General features: G+C 53.7%; 17 protein-coding genes. 9 read left to right on the top strand and 8 right to left on the bottom strand.

Translation table 11 applies throughout. From position 1 onward, the window contains the following. The first annotated feature begins 196 nt into the window (after positions 1 to 196). From WC7_RS10045 to yfaU, 6 genes are all read left to right on the top strand, one after another. Positions 197 to 739, top strand: coding sequence for a YfaZ family outer membrane protein (locus WC7_RS10045; RefSeq protein ID WP_016153812.1), 543 nt, complete (start codon positions 197 to 199; stop codon positions 737 to 739). 79 nt (positions 740 to 818) lie between these two features. Continuing rightward, a complete protein-coding gene (locus tag WC7_RS10050) occupies positions 819 to 2,021 on the top strand; it encodes a nicotinamide mononucleotide deamidase-related protein YfaY (protein WP_016153811.1) in 1,203 nt (400 codons plus the stop codon). 218 nt (positions 2,022 to 2,239) lie between these two features. Beyond that, positions 2,240 to 3,022, top strand: coding sequence for an IclR family transcriptional regulator (locus WC7_RS10055; protein ID WP_016153810.1), 783 nt, complete (start codon positions 2,240 to 2,242; stop codon positions 3,020 to 3,022). Between the two features lie 13 nt (positions 3,023 to 3,035). After that, positions 3,036 to 4,241 (top strand): L-rhamnonate dehydratase, encoded by a 1,206-nt coding sequence (gene rhmD / locus WC7_RS10060; RefSeq protein WP_016153809.1) that lies wholly within the window; start codon positions 3,036 to 3,038, stop codon positions 4,239 to 4,241. 56 nt (positions 4,242 to 4,297) lie between these two features. Continuing rightward, a complete protein-coding gene (locus WC7_RS10065) occupies positions 4,298 to 5,587 on the top strand; it encodes an MFS transporter (protein ID WP_016153808.1) in 1,290 nt (429 codons plus the stop codon). 25 nt (positions 5,588 to 5,612) lie between these two features. Next, on the top strand, positions 5,613 to 6,416 hold the full coding sequence (gene yfaU, locus WC7_RS10070; protein ID WP_016153807.1) for a 2-keto-3-deoxy-L-rhamnonate aldolase: 804 nt from the start codon (positions 5,613 to 5,615) through the stop codon (positions 6,414 to 6,416). Positions 6,417 to 6,459: 43 nt separating this feature from the next. Here the strand turns inward: yfaU and WC7_RS10075 are convergent, their stop codons facing one another. Next, positions 6,460 to 7,374 (bottom strand): Rpn family recombination-promoting nuclease/putative transposase, encoded by a 915-nt coding sequence (locus tag WC7_RS10075; RefSeq protein WP_016153806.1) that lies wholly within the window; start codon positions 7,372 to 7,374, stop codon positions 6,460 to 6,462. Between the two features lie 30 nt (positions 7,375 to 7,404). On the opposite strand from WC7_RS10075, the gene WC7_RS26740 reads away from it, so the two are divergent. Continuing rightward, the gene (locus tag WC7_RS26740; protein WP_155849793.1) at positions 7,405 to 7,560 is read left to right on the top strand and encodes a hypothetical protein; all 156 of its coding nucleotides are present in this window, start codon (positions 7,405 to 7,407) and stop codon (positions 7,558 to 7,560) included. On the opposite strand, the gene glpC is transcribed toward WC7_RS26740, so the two are convergent. Genes glpC through glpA form a run of 3 tightly spaced genes read right to left on the bottom strand, consistent with a single transcriptional unit; the run spans position 7,557 to position 11,621 of the window. Then, the gene (glpC, locus tag WC7_RS10080; RefSeq protein ID WP_016153805.1) at positions 7,557 to 8,747 is read right to left on the bottom strand and encodes an anaerobic glycerol-3-phosphate dehydrogenase subunit GlpC; all 1,191 of its coding nucleotides are present in this window, start codon (positions 8,745 to 8,747) and stop codon (positions 7,557 to 7,559) included. The two genes, WC7_RS26740 and glpC, sit on opposite strands and share 4 nt — an antisense overlap. Then, complete coding sequence (gene glpB / locus WC7_RS10085) at positions 8,744 to 10,003, bottom strand: glycerol-3-phosphate dehydrogenase subunit GlpB (protein WP_016153804.1); 1,260 nt, start codon at positions 10,001 to 10,003, stop codon at positions 8,744 to 8,746. Before glpB ends, glpC begins: the two co-directional genes overlap by 4 nt. Continuing rightward, entirely contained in the window at positions 9,993 to 11,621 is a 1,629-nt protein-coding gene (gene glpA / locus WC7_RS10090; RefSeq protein ID WP_016153803.1) for an anaerobic glycerol-3-phosphate dehydrogenase subunit A, read from the bottom strand. Before glpA ends, glpB begins: the two co-directional genes overlap by 11 nt. A gap of 270 nt (positions 11,622 to 11,891) precedes the next feature. Between glpA and glpT the strand changes: the two genes are divergently transcribed. Next, positions 11,892 to 13,250: a glycerol-3-phosphate transporter gene (gene glpT, locus WC7_RS10095; protein WP_016153802.1), complete on the top strand. Its 1,359-nt coding sequence runs from the start codon at positions 11,892 to 11,894 to the stop codon at positions 13,248 to 13,250. A 3-nt stretch (positions 13,251 to 13,253) separates the two neighbouring features. After that, the gene (gene glpQ, locus WC7_RS10100; RefSeq protein ID WP_016153801.1) at positions 13,254 to 14,321 is read left to right on the top strand and encodes a glycerophosphodiester phosphodiesterase; all 1,068 of its coding nucleotides are present in this window, start codon (positions 13,254 to 13,256) and stop codon (positions 14,319 to 14,321) included. Positions 14,322 to 14,494: 173 nt separating this feature from the next. Here the strand turns inward: glpQ and yfaE are convergent, their stop codons facing one another. The 4 genes from yfaE to ubiG all read right to left on the bottom strand — a co-directional run bounded on the left by yfaE (position 14,495) and on the right by ubiG (position 19,449). Further along, positions 14,495 to 14,749, bottom strand: coding sequence for a ferredoxin-like diferric-tyrosyl radical cofactor maintenance protein YfaE (yfaE, locus tag WC7_RS10105; RefSeq protein ID WP_016153800.1), 255 nt, complete (start codon positions 14,747 to 14,749; stop codon positions 14,495 to 14,497). Further along, positions 14,749 to 15,879: a class Ia ribonucleoside-diphosphate reductase subunit beta gene (nrdB, locus tag WC7_RS10110; protein ID WP_016153799.1), complete on the bottom strand. Its 1,131-nt coding sequence runs from the start codon at positions 15,877 to 15,879 to the stop codon at positions 14,749 to 14,751. The genes yfaE and nrdB overlap by 1 nt, the downstream gene beginning before the upstream one ends. A gap of 112 nt (positions 15,880 to 15,991) precedes the next feature. Further along, complete coding sequence (gene nrdA, locus WC7_RS10115; RefSeq protein WP_016153798.1) at positions 15,992 to 18,277, bottom strand: class 1a ribonucleoside-diphosphate reductase subunit alpha; 2,286 nt, start codon at positions 18,275 to 18,277, stop codon at positions 15,992 to 15,994. A gap of 443 nt (positions 18,278 to 18,720) precedes the next feature. Next, entirely contained in the window at positions 18,721 to 19,449 is a 729-nt protein-coding gene (ubiG, locus tag WC7_RS10120; RefSeq protein ID WP_016153797.1) for a bifunctional 2-polyprenyl-6-hydroxyphenol methylase/3-demethylubiquinol 3-O-methyltransferase UbiG, read from the bottom strand. Positions 19,450 to 19,560: the final 111 nt, after the last annotated feature.

Genomic DNA, 19,560 nt, shown 5'->3' with positions numbered 1-19,560 from the left:
TTTGTTGAAAATGGCGTTCTGCTGCCCTCAGTGGCGTAATTGCTACAAGAATTTAACCTTATCTAAATCTTGTGAGTAGTATTTGCTTACAATATGTTTTTGCATCGCTTTTTTAGTGCATTGATTCCTCGTGATCTGACAGTACAATTCACCGGTTTTGGGGCTATGTTTTGATTCTTGCTGGAAAGGATAGAAAATGAAAAAAAGTTTAATGTTGGGTTTTGCCGGAATGCTGTTTGTTTCCGCGTCGGCGAGCGCGATTAGCATCAGCGGCCAGGCTGGCGAAGACTACACCAACCTGGGTTTCGGTATGGGGACTGAGACCACCGGTCTGGCCGTCAGCGGTAACTGGATGCATAACGATGACGACGGCGATGCGGCCGGTCTGGGACTGGGTCTGAATATTCCTCTCGGTCCGCTGCTGGCAACGGTCGGTGGGAAAGGCATTTATACTAACCCGAATGATGGTGACGAGGGTTACGCGGCGGCGGTCGGTGGCGGTTTGCAGTGGCCGATTGGCGACAGCCTCCGCCTGTTTGGAGAGTATTATTACTCTCCCGATTCTCTTTCCAGCGGTATCGACAGCTATGAAGAAGCGAATGCAGGTGCGCGTCTGACCATTATGCGTCCGCTGAGCATTGAAGCCGGTTATCGCTACCTGAACCTGGCAGGCAAAGACGGTAACCGCGATAACGCGATTGCTGACGGCCCGTACGTTGGGGTTAACGCGAGTTTCTGATTTTTCCGGCGCGGCGTTCAGTCGCGCCTTCCCCCCTCCATGCGTTATAGTGTTTTCATCATAAAAGCAGGAGAACACGATGTTAAACGTGGAGATGCTATCCACCGGGGATGAAGTGTTGCACGGACAAATCGTCGACACGAATGCCGCCTGGCTGGCCGATTTTTTCTTTAATCAGGGGTTACCGCTAACCCGTCGCAACACGGTAGGCGACAATCTTGACGATTTGGTCGCCGTTTTGCGTGAGCGTAGCGAACATGCCGATGTACTGATCGTTAACGGCGGTCTGGGACCAACCAGCGATGATTTGAGCGCGCTGGCGGCGGCCACGGCAAAAGGTGAAGGGCTGGTGCTGCATGAAGCATGGCTCGCCGAGATGGCGCGTTATTTTCGCGATCGTGGACGCGTGATGGCACCGAGTAACCGCAAACAGGCTGAGCTACCTGCCAGTGCGGAATTCATCAATAATCCGGTAGGAACCGCGTGTGGGTTTGCCCTGAAGCTTAACCGCTGCCTGATGTTCTTTACCCCAGGAGTGCCATCAGAATTTAAAGTCATGGTTGAGCATGAGATCCTGCCGCGTTTGCGTGAGCGTTTTTCGCTGTCTCAACCCCCGCTATGCCTGCGATTAACCACCTTTGGTCGTTCTGAAAGCGAGCTGGCGCAGAGCCTGGATCCGCTGCAATTGCCTCCGGGAGTGACAATGGGCTACCGCTCGTCAATGCCGATTATCGAACTAAAGCTGACCGGGCCGGATTCCCAACGGGAAGCGATGCTGGCGCTGTGGCCAGAAGTTAAGCGGGTTGCCGGGCAGAATATGATTTTCGAAGGTACGGAAGGTTTACCCGCGCAAATCGCCCGCACGTTGCAGGAACGGCAATACAGCCTGACGCTAAGCGAACAATTCACCGGTGGTCTGGTGGCGCTGCAGCTTTCGCGCGCGAATGCTCCGCTGTTGGCGAGCGAAGTGGTTCCGCCCCAGGAAGAAACGCTGGCGCAAACGGCACACTGGATAACCGAACGACGCGGCAACCATTATGCCGGGCTGGCGCTGGCGGTATCGGCTTTCGAAAACGAACATATTAACTTTGCGCTGGCAACGCCTGATGGAACGCATGCCTTACGCGTACGGCTGAACGCTAATCGTTATAGTTTGTCGGTGCGTCAGGAAGTGTGCGCAATGATGGCGCTCAATATGCTGCGCCGTTGGCTCAACGGGCAGGATATTGCCAGCGAACACGGTTGGATAGAAGTGGTTGAATCCCTGACGCTGCCTTCCTGACTTGCACTCTCTCACGCGCTTGTTATGGGAAGGCATTCTGGCCTTCCCGTTATCAGTCCAACCTGTTGCACTCTCTGTAAAAAAATCCGTGCGTTAGTTCACAATTATGCTCGTTTTTTCTCCAGCCAGCTGGAAGAACGAGAGGATTTGATGCGCTTCACAATTTTAACCCCCTTAACCTACCACACTGATTCCAGTATCTCAGACTGGAGTCCAGTATGTTGGAATCAAGCAAAGTTCCCGCGCTCACCAGGGCGATCGAAATACTCAATCTCATTGCGCGTATCGGCCCATGTAGCGCCGCCACCATCATAGAGGCGCTGGGTATTCCAAAAAGCACCGCGTACCTGTTACTTAATGAACTGAAGCGTCAGCGCTTTATCAGCATTGATCATCAGGAAAATTACTGCCTGTGGACCAAGCTGGTTGAGCTGTCCGGGCATGCGCTGAGCAAGATGGATTTACGTGAACTGGCGCGTCCACGGCTGACACAGTTGATGGATGAGACAGGGTTACTTTGCCATCTCGGGATCATCGACCACGAAAGCGCGTATTACATTCTGAAAGTGGAATCGTCATCCACTATCAGCGTGCGCTCCCACGAAGGGAAAAGTCTTTCGCTCTATCGCTCGGGTATCGGCAAATGCCTGCTGGCCTGGCAACCGGCAGCCGCAAGAAAAGCCATTATTGAACAGCTGATATGGGAACAGGCAACGCCGACCACTATCACCAGGCCACAGCAGTTGAATGACGAGCTGGAGCGTATTCGACAGCGTGGATGGAGCTTTGATAATGGCGAAGATTATCCCGATGTTCGCTGCGTCGCAGCGCCTGTTTTTAACGCTAACAATGAACTGACCGCCGCGATTTCAGTTGTCGGCACTCGTCTGCAAATTAACGAAGAGAACCGTGATTATCTGGCCGGTAAAGCGATTGCCTGCGCCAGGGATATTTCACGCCTGTTGGGATGGAAAAGTCCCTTCGACTCACTCGCTTCATAAAAAGGAGAACACCATGACCCTACCTAAAATTAAACACGTTCGTGCCTGGTTTACCGGTGGTGCTACGGCGGATAAAGGCGCTGGCGGCGGCGACTATCACGATCAGGGGGCTAACCACTGGATTGACGATCATATCGCCACGCCAATGAGCAAATATCGTGAATATGAGCAATCGCGCCAGTCCTTTGGCATCAACGTATTAGGGACACTGATTGTTGAAGTGGAAGCTGAAAACGGACAGACCGGTTTTGCTGTGTCCACAGCAGGGGAGATGGGGTGCTTTATTGTGGAAAAGCATCTCAATCGTTTTATTGAAGGGAAATGCGTCAGCGATATCAAACTCATTCACGACCAGATGCTGGGCGCAACGATGTACTACTCCGGCTCCGGCGGTCTGGTGATGAACACCATCTCGTGCGTGGATCTGGCGCTGTGGGATCTGTTTGGCAAGGTGGTGGGTTTACCGGTCTACAAACTATTGGGTGGCGCGGTACGCGACGAAATTCAATTCTACGCGACCGGTGCGCGCCCTGATCTGGCGAAAGAAATGGGCTTTATTGGCGGCAAAATGCCGACCCACTGGGGGCCGCACGACGGGGATGCGGGGATCCGCAAAGATGCGGCAATGGTAGCCGACATGCGTGAGAAATGCGGTCCGGATTTCTGGTTGATGCTCGATTGCTGGATGAGTCAGGACGTGAACTATGCCACCAAACTGGCCCATGCCTGCGCACCGTCCAATCTGAAGTGGATCGAAGAGTGTCTGCCGCCGCAGCAGTATGAAGGTTATCGCGAGCTGAAACGTAACGCCCCGGCGGGGATGATGGTTACCAGCGGTGAACACCACGGGACGCTGCAGTCCTTCCGCACACTCTCAGAAACCGGCATCGATATCATGCAGCCGGATGTGGGCTGGTGCGGTGGGTTAACCACGCTGGTGGAAATTGCCGCTATTGCTAAATCGCGCGGACAGCTGGTGGTGCCGCATGGTTCCTCGGTTTACTCGCACCATGCGGTGATCACGTTCACCAATACCCCGTTCAGCGAGTTTTTGATGACCAGCCCGGATTGTTCAACCATGCGTCCACAGTTTGATCCGATCCTTCTGGACGAACCGGTACCCGTCAATGGCCGCATTCATAAGTCGGTGCTCGACAAACCAGGATTTGGCGTCGAGCTTAACCGCGACTGCAATCTGAAGCGCCCTTATAGCCACTAATGACCAGTGCGTTGCCAATGCCACGGCAACGCCCTCATTTCTTTGAGGATCTTGCTATGAGTACCACGTTACTTGATGGTGTGGTGAAGAAAAACCGCGCCCGTTTGATTCCCTTTATGCTGGCGCTGTATGTGCTGGCGTTTCTTGACCGCTCGAACATCGGTTTTGCCAAAGAGACCTATCAGATTGATACCGGTCTGAGCAACGAAGCTTATGCGTTGGGCGCGGGGATTTTCTTTGTGGTTTACGCCTTTCTGGGGGTTCCTGCCAACCTGTTGATGCGTAAATTTGGTGCCAGAACCTGGATTGGTACCACCACGTTGCTGTGGGGATTCCTCTCTGCGGCGATGGCATGGGCGGATACTGAATCGAAGTTCCTGATTATCCGTACTCTGCTGGGGGCGGCAGAAGCGGGTTTCTTCCCCGGTATGATCTACCTGACGTCCCAGTGGTTCCCCCAGCGCAACCGCGCCAGCATCATGGGGCTGTTCTACATGGGGGCGCCGCTGGCGTTAACCCTGGGATCGCCGCTTTCCGGTGCGCTGTTGGAGATGCACGGCTTTATGGGGCATCCAGGGTGGTTCTGGATGTTCGTTATCGAAGGTTTACTGGCGGTAGGTGCGGGCATTTTCACCTTCTTCTGGCTGGATGATACCCCGCAGCAGGCGCGTTTCCTGAGCGCGGAGGAAAAGGCGGTGCTCATTAGCCAGTTGACAAGTGAAGAGGAGAAAAAGGTCACTTCGCGCCTGTCGGATGCGCTGCGTAATGGCCGTGTCTGGCAACTGGCGATTATCTATCTGACGATCCAGGTGGCGGTGTATGGCCTGATCTTCTTCCTGCCAACTCAGGTTGCTGCGTTGTTAGGGACAAAAGTGGGCTTTACGGCTTCGGTCGTGGCGGCAATACCGTGGGTGGCGGCGCTGTTTGGTACCTGGCTTATTCCCCGTTACTCCGATCGCACCGGCGACCGGCGTAATGTTGCCGCGCTGACGCTGCTGGCGGCAGGAATCGGCATTGGCCTTTCCGGGCTGGTTTCACCGGTACTGGCGATTGTGGCGCTCTGCGTCGCGGCGGTCGGTTTCATTGCGGTACAGCCGGTGTTCTGGACGATGCCAACGCAACTTCTTTCCGGGACAGCTCTGGCGGCGGGGATCGGCTTCGTCAACCTGTTTGGTGCCGTCGGCGGCTTTATTGCTCCCATTCTGCGCGTCAAAGCCGAAACGGTGTTTGCCAGCGATGCGGCGGGCCTGCTGGTCCTCGCGGGCGTCGCGATTATTGGCTCGCTAATCATCTTTACGCTGAGTGTGAACCGTTCAGTTTCACAAGCAGGCGCTGCGCATCATTAATCTTATCTACGTTGTAAGGATCGTTATGAACGCATTGTTATCAAATCCCTTCAAAGAAGGATTACGCAAAGGGGAAGTCCAGGTCGGCCTGTGGCTTAGTTCGACCACCTCTTACATGGCGGAGATTGCCGCGACGTCGGGCTATGACTGGCTGCTGATTGATGGAGAACACGCGCCGAACACGGTGCAGGATCTTTACCATCAGTTGCAGGCGATTGCGCCTTATGCCAGCCAGCCTGTGGTTCGCCCGGTGGAGGGCAGTAAAGCGTTGATCAAGCAGGTGCTGGATATTGGCGCGCAGACGCTGCTTGTCCCGATGGTCGACAGCGCAGAGCAGGCGCTTCAGGTGGTTTCCGCGACTCGTTATCCACCGCTCGGTGAGCGTGGTGTCGGCGCCAGCGTGGCACGGGCGGCGCGCTGGGGACGTATCGACAATTATATGGCCCAGGCTAATGAATCACTCTGCCTGCTGGTACAGGTCGAAAGCAAAGCGGCACTGGATAATCTGGATGCCATTTTGGACGTTGACGGTATTGACGGTGTCTTTATTGGTCCGGCGGATCTTTCTGCGTCGTTAGGCTACCCGGATAATGCCGGACACCCGGAGGTGCAGCGGATCATTGAGCAAAGCATTCGCCGTATTCGCGCAGCCGGAAAAGCAGCCGGTTTCCTCGCTGTTGACCCAGCAATGGCGCAGAAATGTCTGCAATGGGGAGCAAATTTTGTCGCGGTAGGCGTGGATACCATGCTTTATACCGAAGCGCTGGATCGCAGGCTGGCAATGTTTAAGCCAGGCCAGAGTACGCAAACGTTGAAAAGCAGTTATTAATATCGGGCCCGGTGGTGTAGCGCCATCGGGCCTGAAATAGCTCCTAATGGTGATGCTCTGTCACGTCGTCAGCAGAAAATCCGGTAATGGTCAGGACTGTCTCATGATCGATGCCTCGCTCCAGCATCATGCGGGCAATACGTAATGCTTCTTCTCGTGTTCCTTTTAGCCAGCCTTCCTGCAATCCATTGTGATGGCCTTCCTGGCGTAGTTTCTCTGCGATCGTCATCAATTTCTCCTTGTTATGGGGTGAACGCCCGGCAATTTCACGGATAAATTCGCTGACATGAGAAGCCTCACCGCGCTGTAGCAGATAATTAAACAGCGTTTGCAACTGGCTGTCATTAACGGTACGAGTAACTAAAAGCGCGACCAGCCTGTCCACCAGTCCCATCAAATCGCGATCGCGGATATGTTTTTGCATCAGTTCAAGTAGAGCGATACGCCGATGCTGCATAATCTCGTCGTCAGATACCACAGTGATGTCCACTAGCGGAAATGCTTCTGAGTAAAGCTTGCGCGCCAGTTGTGGGTAATCAAATTCGTCCAGCCAGTTGAGCGACCACGGATACGGGCTCTGTTGCCCGTGATAAAAAAGCATGGGGATAACCAGAGGTAGCGTTCTGTATCCGGCATCCAGGTGATATTGCATGGCGGCAGTGGCATAACGCATCAGGCGAAATGCCATGTGTTGTACCGCTGTACTCTGATGTTCGATAACGCAGTAGATGTAGCCTTCACCTTCGCGGGTTTTTAACGACCACAATACGTCGGAATAGTAAGCACGGAGATCCTTTTCGATAAAACTGGTAGGCTCCAGCTTCAGCGTTTGCAGGTCACATATCTCGCGTAATGCGACGGGAAGATGAATTTCAAGAAAATCGCGAGCCATCTCAGGATAAGAAATTATCTTTTTAAAAACCGCATCATGCGGTGTTGATGTTGCTGATTTAGCCATGGTAGTCCGTCACCAGAGGAAGAAGATGGCGTGACGGTACCCACGGATGACGCGGGCTGCATTCGTGGAATTGATTCTTTGCGTGGAGGAGTCAGAGATAAATACGTCCGGTTGCAACGTATTCAGTTATGTGCAACGGCATTCGCAAAATGCCCGGTAGCCAACGCCACCGGGCAACAGAATTAACCTAACGCTTTGGCAAGCAGGGTGATGGGATGTTCACAACGTTTGCTTGTCGACATCTCAATCTGCCATTTACAGGTTTCGCAGTCGGTGACGACGATATCAGCGCCGCTGTCTTCAATCTGGCGGAACAGCGGTGCGCCAATGGACTGCGATGTCGGGTAGTTTTCCTTTTTAAAGCCGTATGTCCCGGCAATCCCGCAACATTGCGAGTCCAGCACCGTTAGCTCCAGCCCTGGAATTTGTCGTAGCAGTTCCAGCGTGTAGAGCGTCCAGCCCATTTTCTCCATGTGGCATGGCGTGTGGTAGACCACTTTCAGCGGCAGCGTTTTCAGCGGCAGCGTTTTGCCTTCATCCAGCTTGCGCCACAGCCAGCGGGTTGCCAGTTCAATGTGTTCGCGTAGACCTGAGTTGTCGACGTCCAGCACTTCCGGATATTCATCACGCAGCGCAAAGGTGCAGGTTGATGAGGTGGCGATCACCGGAATGCCTTTGCCGTCAATTGCTTCTCTGAGCGAGGCCACGTTGCTCACCGCCTGCTTACGCGCTTTATCGGTAAAACCGTTGGCAATCAGCGGTACGCCGCAGCATTTCTCTTTGCTCAGCAGTTGCACCCCGGTTCCCATCGCATTCAACACTTTGATCAGGTCTTTGCCGAGCTGCGGATGGTTGTAATTCACAAAACAGCCGTGGAAAAAGGCAACCTGATCCTGATATTGCGCTTGCTGTGCGGCAACGCTGCGATACCAGCGGCGGAAGGTGCCGAAAGAGTACTTCGGCAGCGTACGGCGATGGTCGATTTTTAGCGCGTAATCCAGCAACTGACGCACCGGTTTGAGTGAGGTGGCGGTATTCACTATCGGGGCGAACGGTGTGGATACGCTACCCATCAAATCGGTATGGCTTAAGACGAAGTTACGCAGCGACGGACGCGTAGTGTCGTATTTGGCGCGCGCGCGTTGAATGATATCGCCAATCTTCACATCTGACGGACAGGCCACTTCGCAGCGCTTACAGTTGATGCAGTATTTCAGCGCATCGTCATATAACGCGCCATCTTTCAGGCGCAGACGCTCACCGTCCGGTCCGGCCTGTTTAGGACCAGGGTAGTTCGGATTGACGCGACTTACCGGGCAGGCCGTGGTGCACACCGTGCATTTGATACAACTTTCAAAACGTGTGTCGCTCATTGCTGGCCTCCTGCACGTTTCGCAATATGATGTGCGGCGTGTAAGGCGCTAACAGCGCACACGCCGCCTCCGCAACCCTGGGCGATAGGGTCGAATCCGCCGAGAACGGAACCGATGGCATAAATGTTCTCTATCGTTTGTCCCACCAGCGACGGGCGCAGCCCGGCATCGGTCGTAACGCCAAACTGCTGCCACGGTTGTGGGTCGAAGACGTCACGCTCATACCACTCGGCGCGCGTGGCGGTTTGCTGTACATCTAGCCCCAGGATAGGTTCGTAGATGGCCTCACGCGTGGCGACCAGCCCGCTGCTGAAGAAGCTGCCGCTGGCGAGCACGGCGAAACGTGGCCGCAAAGGAATATCGGCATGATTACGGGTCCAGATTTCGCTGACTACGCCATCCTGACAGGTGATTTTCTTCACTTCATCACCCGGCATCCAGACGCCGCCCTGGCGCACAAACTGGCGCTGCAATTTGTTATGCAAACGCATACCCAGTACCGAAGGCGGTAGGGTCGGTAACAGCGTCAGCGAGCAGGGGAGACGCTCGTTAAGCCATTGCCAGAGCTGTTCATCCGCCAGACCGAAGCAGGCCGGCATAATTATCATGTCGCAGGTTTTTGCTACTGGCAGTAAAGCGTCATAGAGCAGCGACCATTTATCTTCGTTATCCAGCAGGCGCGCAATATTGACGGCGCGAAACTCGGTCGGGTTATCACGCAGGACATCCAGCTCAGGCAGATCGATTTCTGCCGTCTCGACGCTGAGATTGTGTTGACGCAGCGACGCCGCGGCGAGATGTGCCTGAAAATCCAGTAAACCGCTAATACCTACAACGCAGATACGCTGCGCGGACAGCGGCCAGACCGGAACTTCCGGGGAACTTAACCAGGTTGAGCGCAGCGTTCCCAGCGGGGTGATGCGTTGATGTGACTGATGTACCTTGCCTTGCAAATGCGTTCCGCATTCTTCGAGAAGATTTTGCGCCTGCTGGGCCAGCTCCAGGACGTTGTGCGTTCCGATGGTGCTGTACGGGTGCGCGGGTGCCTGAGTGCGCAGCGCATTCAGGCCTGCTTCTATATCCGTCACCGGTTGGCCATCGGGTAAGTTGCTGAGCAAATCCAGTGAGCCGGAGGAGAAATGTAGGGCGCTTTGGCCGCGAGTGACAATCGTGCAGCGTAAACCGCTTTTTTGCAGTTGCAGGCCGCACAGTAGTCCGGCCAGGCCGCCGCCGATAATGACGGTATCAAATTTCATCCTGGTGCTCCTTTTCCAGACCGCACAATCCCTGATAAACCCAGCGTGTGAATTCGCTTTCGCGCAGCGCATCTCCCCAGGCGATAGGCTGCACGCCTTTCCAGCGTTCATTGAGAAAATCGGAAAGCTGGGTGATAGATTGCGCGGCGGTGGTGACATTAAAACGTTGCAGCAAACCTGCGGCGCGGCAGGCACACAATTCGCCCTGGCAGGTCCCCATTCCAACACGGGTACGGCGACGCAAATCCAGCAGGCTGTTGACGGTCAAATTCTCGACGGCGTACTGCACTTCACCTGCAGTGACCGCTTCGCATTCACACACCAGGCTGCGGTGCTGACGACCTTCGCTAAGCCACGCTGGGGTGCGATCGCCGTGACGGTAGACCGCTGAACCGCGCAGTGGCGCGGGCAACGAGATCACGCGTTTGAGCGTATGCTCGGTCGATTCTTGTGAGCCAGGCAGCGCCGTGTCTGCCGTTGTGCAAGGTTGGGTATTGCCCAGCTTACGGCAAACGGCATCGGTGGCCCACTCTGCCATCAGGCGGTAGGTCATCAATTTGCCGCCAGTAATGGTGATAAACCCGTCCAGTCCGTCACGCTGGGCATGATCGAACAGTACAATCCCACGGCTGACGTTACGGCCACTTGGATCGTCGTCGCTGGCTACCAGAGGACGCACGCCGGAGTAGGCGCGTAAAATGCGCGTTTTCGCCATAATCGGCGCCAGTTTCTCGCCTTCACGCAGCAGTATATCGACCTCTTCTGCGGTGACGCGGTTGCTGTCGATATCATCGTAATCAATGTGCTGTGAGGTGGTACCAATCAGCGAAATGGTATCACCGGGCACCAGGATATCGGCGTCAGACGGCTTACGACAGCGGTTGATGACATGCTGGTTAATGCGGTGATCCATAATCAGCAGCGAACCTTTGGCCGGGAACATACGGATGCTCAGATCGGCATATTCCGCAATGCGCTGGCCCCAGATCCCGGCGGCGTTGACGACTACCGGCGCATGCAGAGACTGCATCTCACCCGTCAGATGATTGCGTACGTTCACGCCGCAAACCGTTGCCCCTTCACGAATCAGTCCCGTCACTTCATGCGCCGTTAAGATTACTGCGCTATGCTCACGCGCATCCAGCATGTTGGCGGCGGTTAAGCGGAAAGGATCAACCGTGCCGTCCGGCACTTTTACCGCGCCAATCAGCTGTGGGTTGACGGAAGGTTCGATAATGCGCGCCTGCTTAGGGTCAATTGCTTCTGCGCGAATACCGGCCTCTTCACAGGCGCGAATAAAGGTTGCCTGGAAGGAGAGTTCATCTTCCGGCAGGGTAATAAACAGACCGTCCGTCGGCTCAACGCAATGACGGGCGATACGTTTGAGAATTTGGTTTTCGCTGATGCACTCTCGGGCAGATTCAGCGTCGGTGACGGCGTAGCGTGCACCGCTGTGCAGCAGACCGTGGTTACGTCCGGTCGCCCCTGTGGCGATATCGTGGCGTTCCACTAAGATGACGCGCAACCCGCGCAGCGCACAATCGCGTGCGATCCCTGCACCTGTTGCTCCTCCACCAATGATAATCACGTCACTTGTTTGCGAGTCGCGAATTTTCATTGTTTTTCCTCACAGTTCGTTTTTTATCATTTAGCCACATAAAAAACATGGATTGTTTGATTTCGCGCATAATCGCTCATTATTCGAAAATGAAACGTGATTTCGTGCGCCTTTATGAACATTTGTCATAAATCTGTAACAATATGTGCAGCGTTTCACATTTTTGTTATGTATCTTTCCTTAACATCGCGGCCACACTGGGAGCGGTAGGGTAGTAATGACGAACTGCAGTGTTTACTTCGAATGAAAGACGGCCACGGAGGCTACACTATGTTGAGCATTTTTAAACCAGCGTCACACACGGCGCGTTTGCCTGCAGCGGAGATCGACCCGACATATCGTCGATTACGTTGGCAGATCTTTCTGGGGATTTTCTTTGGCTATGCCGCGTACTATCTGGTACGTAAGAACTTTGCCCTTGCGATGCCGTATCTGGTTGAGCAAGGTTTCTCGCGTGGCGATCTGGGTTTTGCGTTATCCGGTATCTCCATTGCTTACGGATTTTCGAAATTCATCATGGGGTCCGTTTCGGATCGCTCGAATCCGCGCGTTTTCCTGCCAGCGGGTCTGATTCTGGCCGCCGCTGTCATGTTGTTCATGGGCTTTGTGCCGTGGGCGACTTCGAGCATTGCGGTTATGTTTGTGCTGCTGTTCCTCTGCGGATGGTTCCAGGGAATGGGGTGGCCGCCGTGTGGTCGTACCATGGTGCACTGGTGGTCGCAGAAAGAGCGTGGGGGCATTGTTTCCGTCTGGAACTGTGCGCACAACGTGGGCGGTGGTCTGCCTCCTCTGTTGTTCCTGCTGGGTATGGCCTGGTTCAATGACTGGAAAGCGGCGCTGTATATGCCTGCTTTCGGTGCGATCGTCGTCGCGCTGTTTGCTTTTGCTCTGATGCGTGATACGCCGCAGTCTTGTGGCCTGCCGCCTATCGAAGAGTACAAGAACGACTATCCGGACGATTACAACGAGAAAGCGGAAGAAGAGCTGACTGCGAAGCAGATCTTCATGCAATACGTACTGCCGAACAAATTGTTGTGGTACATCGCTATCGCCAACGTGTTTGTTTATCTGCTGCGCTATGGCATCCTGGACTGGTCCCCGACCTATCTGAAAGAAGTGAAACATTTCGCGCTGGATAAATCATCCTGGGCCTACTTCCTGTATGAATATGCGGGTATTCCGGGCACGCTGCTGTGCGGCTGGATGTCGGATAAAGTCTTCCGTGGCAACCGTGGTGCGACCGGCGTGTTCTTTATGACGCTGGTGACTATCGCGACTATCGTCTACTGGATGAACCCGGCAGGCAACCCGAACGTGGATATGGCTTGTATGATTATCATCGGCTTCCTGATCTACGGTCCGGTAATGTTGATTGGTCTGCATGCGCTGGAACTGGCACCGAAAAAAGCGGCGGGTACGGCGGCTGGCTTTACCGGTCTGTTCGGTTATCTCGGCGGTTCCGTAGCGGCGAGCGCCATTGTTGGCTATACCGTTGACTTCTTCGGTTGGGACGGCGGCTTTATGGTGATGATTGGCGGTAGCGTGCTGGCGGTTATTCTGCTGGTGGTCGTCATGATTGGCGAAAAACGCCATCACGAAGAGATCGCACTGAAGCGTAACGGGGGCTAATAGATGAAAACCACATTGAAAAGTCTCAGCGTGGCGCTAATGCTGACAGGTATGGTGATGAGCAGCGCGGCGGTTGCCGCAGAAAAAATCGTGATTGCGCACCGTGGCGCCAGCGGTTATCTACCGGAGCATACGCTGCCAGCAAAAGCGATGGCTTATGCTCAGGGGGCTGATTACCTGGAACAGGATTTGGTGATGACCAAGGACGACCATCTGGTTGTCCTGCATGACCACTACCTTGACCGCGTCACCGATGTTGCCGAGCGTTTCCCGGATCGTGCGCGTAAAGATGGGCGCTACTACGCTATCGACTTTACGCTGGATGAGATTAAATCGCTGAAATTTACCGAAGGCTTTGATATCGAAAATGGCAAAAAGGTCCAGACCTACCCAGGGCGTTTCCCGATGGGTAAATCTGATTTCCGTGTGCACACTTTCGAAGAAGAGATTGAGTTTGTTCAGGGATTAAATCATTCAACCGGTAAAAACATTGGCATTTACCCGGAAATGAAAGCGCCGTGGTTCCATCATCAGGAAGGGAAGGACATTGCGGCTAAGACGCTGGAAGTGCTGAAAAAGTACGGGTACACCGACAAGAACGACAAGGTTTATCTACAGTGTTTTGATGTCGCAGAGTTAAAGCGCATTAAGAATGAACTGGAACCGAAGATGGGGATGGATCTCAATCTGGTACAGTTGATTGCGTACACTGACTGGAATGAAACTCAGGAGAAAAAGCCGGACGGTAGTTGGGTTAATTACAACTACGACTGGATGTTTAAACCGGGTGCCATGAAGCAGGTTGCGCAGTATGCGGACGGCATTGGGCCGGACTATCACATGCTGATTGATGAGAAGTCGAAGAAAGGCAATATCTCGTTAACGGGTATGGTACAGGACGCGCATCAGAATAAGATGGTGGTGCATCCTTATACCGTTCGTGCCGATCAACTGCCGGATTACACCACTGACGTAAACCAGCTGTATGACATTCTGTATAACAAGGCGGGCGTTGACGGGCTGTTCACCGACTTCCCCGACAAAGCAGTGACATTCCTGAATAAAGAGTAATGGCACAAGGTCTGTGATGCACCTCCGGTCACAGGCCTGGTTGGATCAAACGTTATTAACGGCTAGATAAGGCCGTCTGCCGTCAACGTGGCCATACCTGCCTCCAGGAGAAATAAAGAGCTGCCGTCCATCGGCGGCTCTTTTTTTAGTCTTAATTTTTATCCCGCCACGCGTTACAGCTCTATTTCAATATCGCCTTTTGCCCGACAGCAGCAGGGCAAAATTTCACCTGGCTGAATGAAGGCCAGAGGTTCGGCAATCCAGTCGACCTGTCCCGCTACCAGACGGGTACGGCAGGAGCCGCAATAACCTGCGCGGCACTGGTATTCAACTTCAACATTGTGCGATTCGAGCGCGGCAAGCAGGGAAGGGTGTTCATCCTGGCACAGCAGTTGTGTGCCAGAGATGCGCAGAGTAACGCGGCCCATCAGAGCTGGAAGTTACTCAGGTCGTCGGTATCGACTTCCGAATCGATCTGGCCGACCAGGTAAGAGCTGACTTCCACTTCCTGCGGCGCAACCTGCACGTTATCAGACACCAGCCAGGTGTTGATCCATGGGATTGGGTTAGAGCGGGTCTGGAACGGCAAGTCGAGTCCGACAGCCTGCATACGGATGTTGGTGATGTACTCAACGTACTGGCACAGAATGTCTTTATTCAGGCCAATCATTGAGCCGTCACGGAACAGATAATCCGCCCACTCTTTTTCCTGCAGCGCGGCCTGTACGAACAGGTCGTAGCATTCTTGTTTACACTCTTCGGCGATTTCCGCCATTTCCGGATCGTCCACGCCGCTGCGCAGCAGATTCAGCATATGCTGGGTCCCGGTCAAATGCAGGGCTTCATCGCGGGCGATCAGGCGAATAATTTTCGCGTTGCCTTCCATCAGTTCACGTTCGGCGAAGGCGAAGGAGCAGGCGAAGCTGACGTAGAAGCGGATCGCTTCCAGCGCGTTCACGCTCATCAGGCACAGATACAGCTTCTTCTTCAGTTCACGCAGGCTTACGACAACCGTTTTACCGTTAACGGTATGCGTGCCTTCGCCCAGCAAATGCCAGTAGCTGGTCATCTCAATCAATTCGTCGTAATAGCTGGAAATGCCTTCCGCGCGTTTCTGGATCTGCTCGTTGGTGACGATGTCATCAAACACCACCGCCGGATCGTTCACGATGTTACGAATGATGTGGGTGTAGGAACGGGAGTGGATCGTTTCTGAAAACGCCCATGTTTCCACCCAGGTTTCCAGCTCAGGGATCGAGATTAACGGCAGCAGCGCCACGTTCGGGCTACGTCCCTGAATGGAGTCCAGCAGCGTCTGATATTTCAGGTTGCTGATGAAGATATGCTTTTCATGTTCCGGCAGCGCCTGGAAGTCGATGCGATCGCGAGAAACATCAACTTCTTCCGGACGCCAGAAGAAAGAGAGCTGCTTTTCGATCAGTTTTTCGAAGATGTCATATTTTTGCTGATCGTAGCGGGCGACGTTCACCGGCTGGCCGAAGAACATCGGTTCCAGAAGTTGGTTATTTTTCGTCTGTGAAAAAGTGGTGTATGCCATTGATGTGAATCCTTTGTGGGATGAGTGCCGGATGGCGTTACAAGCACCCTTTCCGGCCTACAAACCAAGCTACTGTAGGCCGGGTGAGCCTGGTGCCACCCGGCATCGTTCATCAGATCTTACATGCGCCGCTTTCGCAGCCATCGTCCTGAATGGACGGCACCAGATCGTCCTGAGAATCTTCCGCACCGTCACGGGTGTTTTGATAATACAGCGTTTTCACACCAAATTTGTAGGCGGTGAGCAGGTCTTTCAGTAACTGCTGCATCGGTACTTTTCCGGATGGGAAGCGCGACGGATCATAGTTGGTGTTGGCGGAAATCGACTGATCGATAAATTTCTGCATGATACCTACCAGCTGCAAATAGCCATCGTTGTTCGGCATTTCCCACAGCAGTTCGTACGCGTCGTGCAGGTGTTCGTAGTCCGGCACGACCTGGCGCAGGATACCGTCTTTCGACGCTTTGATGCTCACATAGCCGCGCGGTGGTTCAATACCGTTGGTGGCGTTAGAGATCTGCGAAGAGGTCTCCGATGGCATCAGGGCTGACAGCGTGGAGTTACGCAGACCGTGCGTTTTGATGGATTCGCGCAGTTGTTCCCAGTCCAGATGCAGCGGCTCGTTGACAATAGCATCGAGATCTTTTTTATAGGTATCGATCGGCAGAATACCTTTGGAGTAGGTCGTTTCGTTAAACCACGGGCACGCACCTTGCTCTTTCGCCAGCTCGTTAGAGGCTTTCATCAGGTAATACTGAATGGCTTCAAAGGTTTTGTGAGTCAGGTTGTTCGCGCTGCCGTCAGAATAACGCTTACCGTTTTTCGCCAGCCAGTAGGCGTAGTTGATCACGCCAATACCCAGCGTACGGCGACCCATTGCGCCGCGTTTGGCGGCAGGAATTGGATAATCCTGATAATCGAGCAGCGCATCCAGCGCGCGCACCGCCAATTCAGCCAGCTCTTCCAGCTCGTCCAGGCTGTTGATAGCACCGAGGTTAAATGCGGACAGCGTACACAGCGCAATTTCGCCGTTTTCGTCGTTAACGTCGGTCAGAGGTTTGGTCGGCAGGGCGATTTCCAGGCACAGGTTAGACTGGCGCACCGGAGCGACAATTGGATCAAACGGGCTATGGGTGTTGCAGTGGTCAACGTTCTGAATATAGATACGCCCGGTAGAGGCACGTTCCTGCATCATCAGTGAGAACAGCTCAACGGCTTTCACGCGTTGCTTGCGGATACTGTCGTCGTTTTCATATTTGGTGTACAGACGTTCGAATTCGTCCTGGTCAGCGAAGAACGCATCATACAGGCCTGGAACGTCGGACGGGCTGAACAGCGTGATGTCGCCGCCCTTCAGCAGACGGGTGTACATCAGTTTGTTGATCTGTACGCCGTAGTCCATGTGACGCACGCGGTTGCCTTCGACGCCACGGTTGTTTTTCAGGACCAGCAGGCTTTCAACTTCCAGGTGCCACATTGGGTAGAACAGCGTTGCAGCACCGCCGCGTACGCCGCCCTGGGAGCAGGATTTTACCGCGGTCTGGAAGTGCTTGTAGAACGGAATACAACCGGTGTGGAACGCTTCACCGCCGCGGATCGGGCTACCCAGCGCACGGATGCGACCGGCGTTGATACCGATGCCGGCGCGCTGGGAAACGTATTTCACAATCGCGCTGGAGGTGGCGTTGATGGAGTCCAGGCTGTCGCCGCACTCGATCAGTACGCAGGAGCTGAACTGACGGGTAGGGGTGCGCACGCCGGACATAATCGGCGTCGGCAGCGAAATTTTAAACGTAGAAACGGCGTCGTAGAAACGTTTTACGTATTGCAGACGCGTTTCACGCGGATAGTTAGAGAACAGGCAGGCCGCTACCAGAATGTAGAGGAACTGCGCGCTTTCATAAATCTCACCGGTAACACGGTTTTGTACCAGGTATTTACCTTCTAACTGCTTCACCGCAGCGTAGGAGAAGGTCATATCTCGGTCGTGTACGATGAACGAGTCCATCTGCTTGAACTCTTCTTCCGTGTAGTCTTCCAGCAGATGATTGTCGTATTTGCCCATTTCAACCATTTTCACGACATGGTCGAACAGTTTCGGCGGTTCAAACTCGCCGTAGGCTTTTTTGCGCAGATGGAAAATCGCCAGGCGAGCAGCCAGGTACTGATAATCCGGTGCCTCGCGGGAGATCAGGTCGGCGGCAGCTTTGATGATTGTTTCATGGATATCGGATGTCTTGATACCGTCATAAAACTGAATGTGGGAGCGCAACTCGACCTGAGAAATCGATACGTTATTCAGTCCTTCTGCCGCCCAATCCAGAACTCGGTGGATTTTGTCGAGATTGATGCGCTCTGTACTACCATCACGCTTTGTCACCAGCAGACTCTGATTCATGTGGTTTTTTACCTGTCCGTGAAAGAAAAAATATCCCCCATATTATCCACAAAGTCATGTTGTGACTAAGTCTGTGGATAAATACTATATGTAGGGGTTGTTTGATAAAGTAGACGCTATATGGTGAGTATTCTAGTAGGGATTCTTTTCAGTACAAGAGTTGATTTTGAGGTTAAATTGAGGTTGCAAAAGGGTAATAATCGCTAAGTGCGCGTCTTATAAGGCCTGGCGAGGATGTCAATAATTGAGAAAAAAAATAGAAAATTTGATCGAGTGCTGATTTCTTCATCTAAGGCAAGGTAAGTTCTTATGACCTGGCGCAAAAATTGCCCTGACGATCCTACTCAGGATTGGTAGGCGATGCGCAGGCCCGAAAGCTGCGCACTATCAGGCACTGTGCCGGATTGCGGCGTTGCACGCCTTATCCGGCCGGGTGGAGGAGGTTAATCTGCTTGCGCGGTAGTGTGTAGCATATAGTTCACATCAACGCCGGGGCCGAGTTTAAAACTGTTGGTGATCAGGTTGTAGTGCAGGCCGGTCATATGACGCTCTTTCAGTACGGTCTGGTCAACCCACTCTAACAGTTCAGCCGGCTTAATGAATTTTTTCACATCATGCGTGCCTTTCGGCACCATACGCAAAATATATTCCGCGCCGACCACCGCCATTAGCCAGGATTTGCCGTTGCGATTAAGCGTAGAGAAAAACACTTCGCCGCCCGGTTTGACCAGTCTGGCGCAGGCCCTGACCACCGACTGCGGGTCCGGTACGTGCTCCAGCATTTCCATGCAGGTCACAACGTCATACTGATGCGCATGTTTTTCCGCATGTTCTTCAACCGTTTCTTGAACGTATTCCACCTGGATACCACTCTCCAGCGCATGTAGTTTTGCTACCTGTAACGGTTCAAAGCCCATGTCCAGCCCGGTGACGGTTGCGCCCTCGCGCGCCATGCTTTCCGCCAAAATGCCGCCGCCGCAGCCGACGTCGAGTACCTTTTTACCAAACAGGCCGCCTGAGCGCTCCGTGATGTAGCCCAGGCGCAGCGGGTTAATACGGTGCAGTGGCTTAAATTCACCCTCAAGATCCCACCAGCGTGACGCGACTGCTTCAAACTTGGCAATTTCTTCCTGATCAACGTTGTGAGTTACCGGAGGTTTTTCGGCATTCATTGGGGCTTCTACTCCTAAATTTGCGATGCAAATGAGTATATCAGCCTGACGGGATGAATAAAGCCTCTGTCAGGGGGAATCCATTTACCTGAATCTGCACGGATGTGTTAT

Source organism: Citrobacter sp. KTE151, from assembly GCF_000398845.1.
Taxonomy (GTDB): domain Bacteria; phylum Pseudomonadota; class Gammaproteobacteria; order Enterobacterales; family Enterobacteriaceae; genus Citrobacter; species Citrobacter braakii.
Note: the sequence above shows the minus strand (reverse complement) of the source record. Positions and strands in the feature narration are given on the sequence as shown.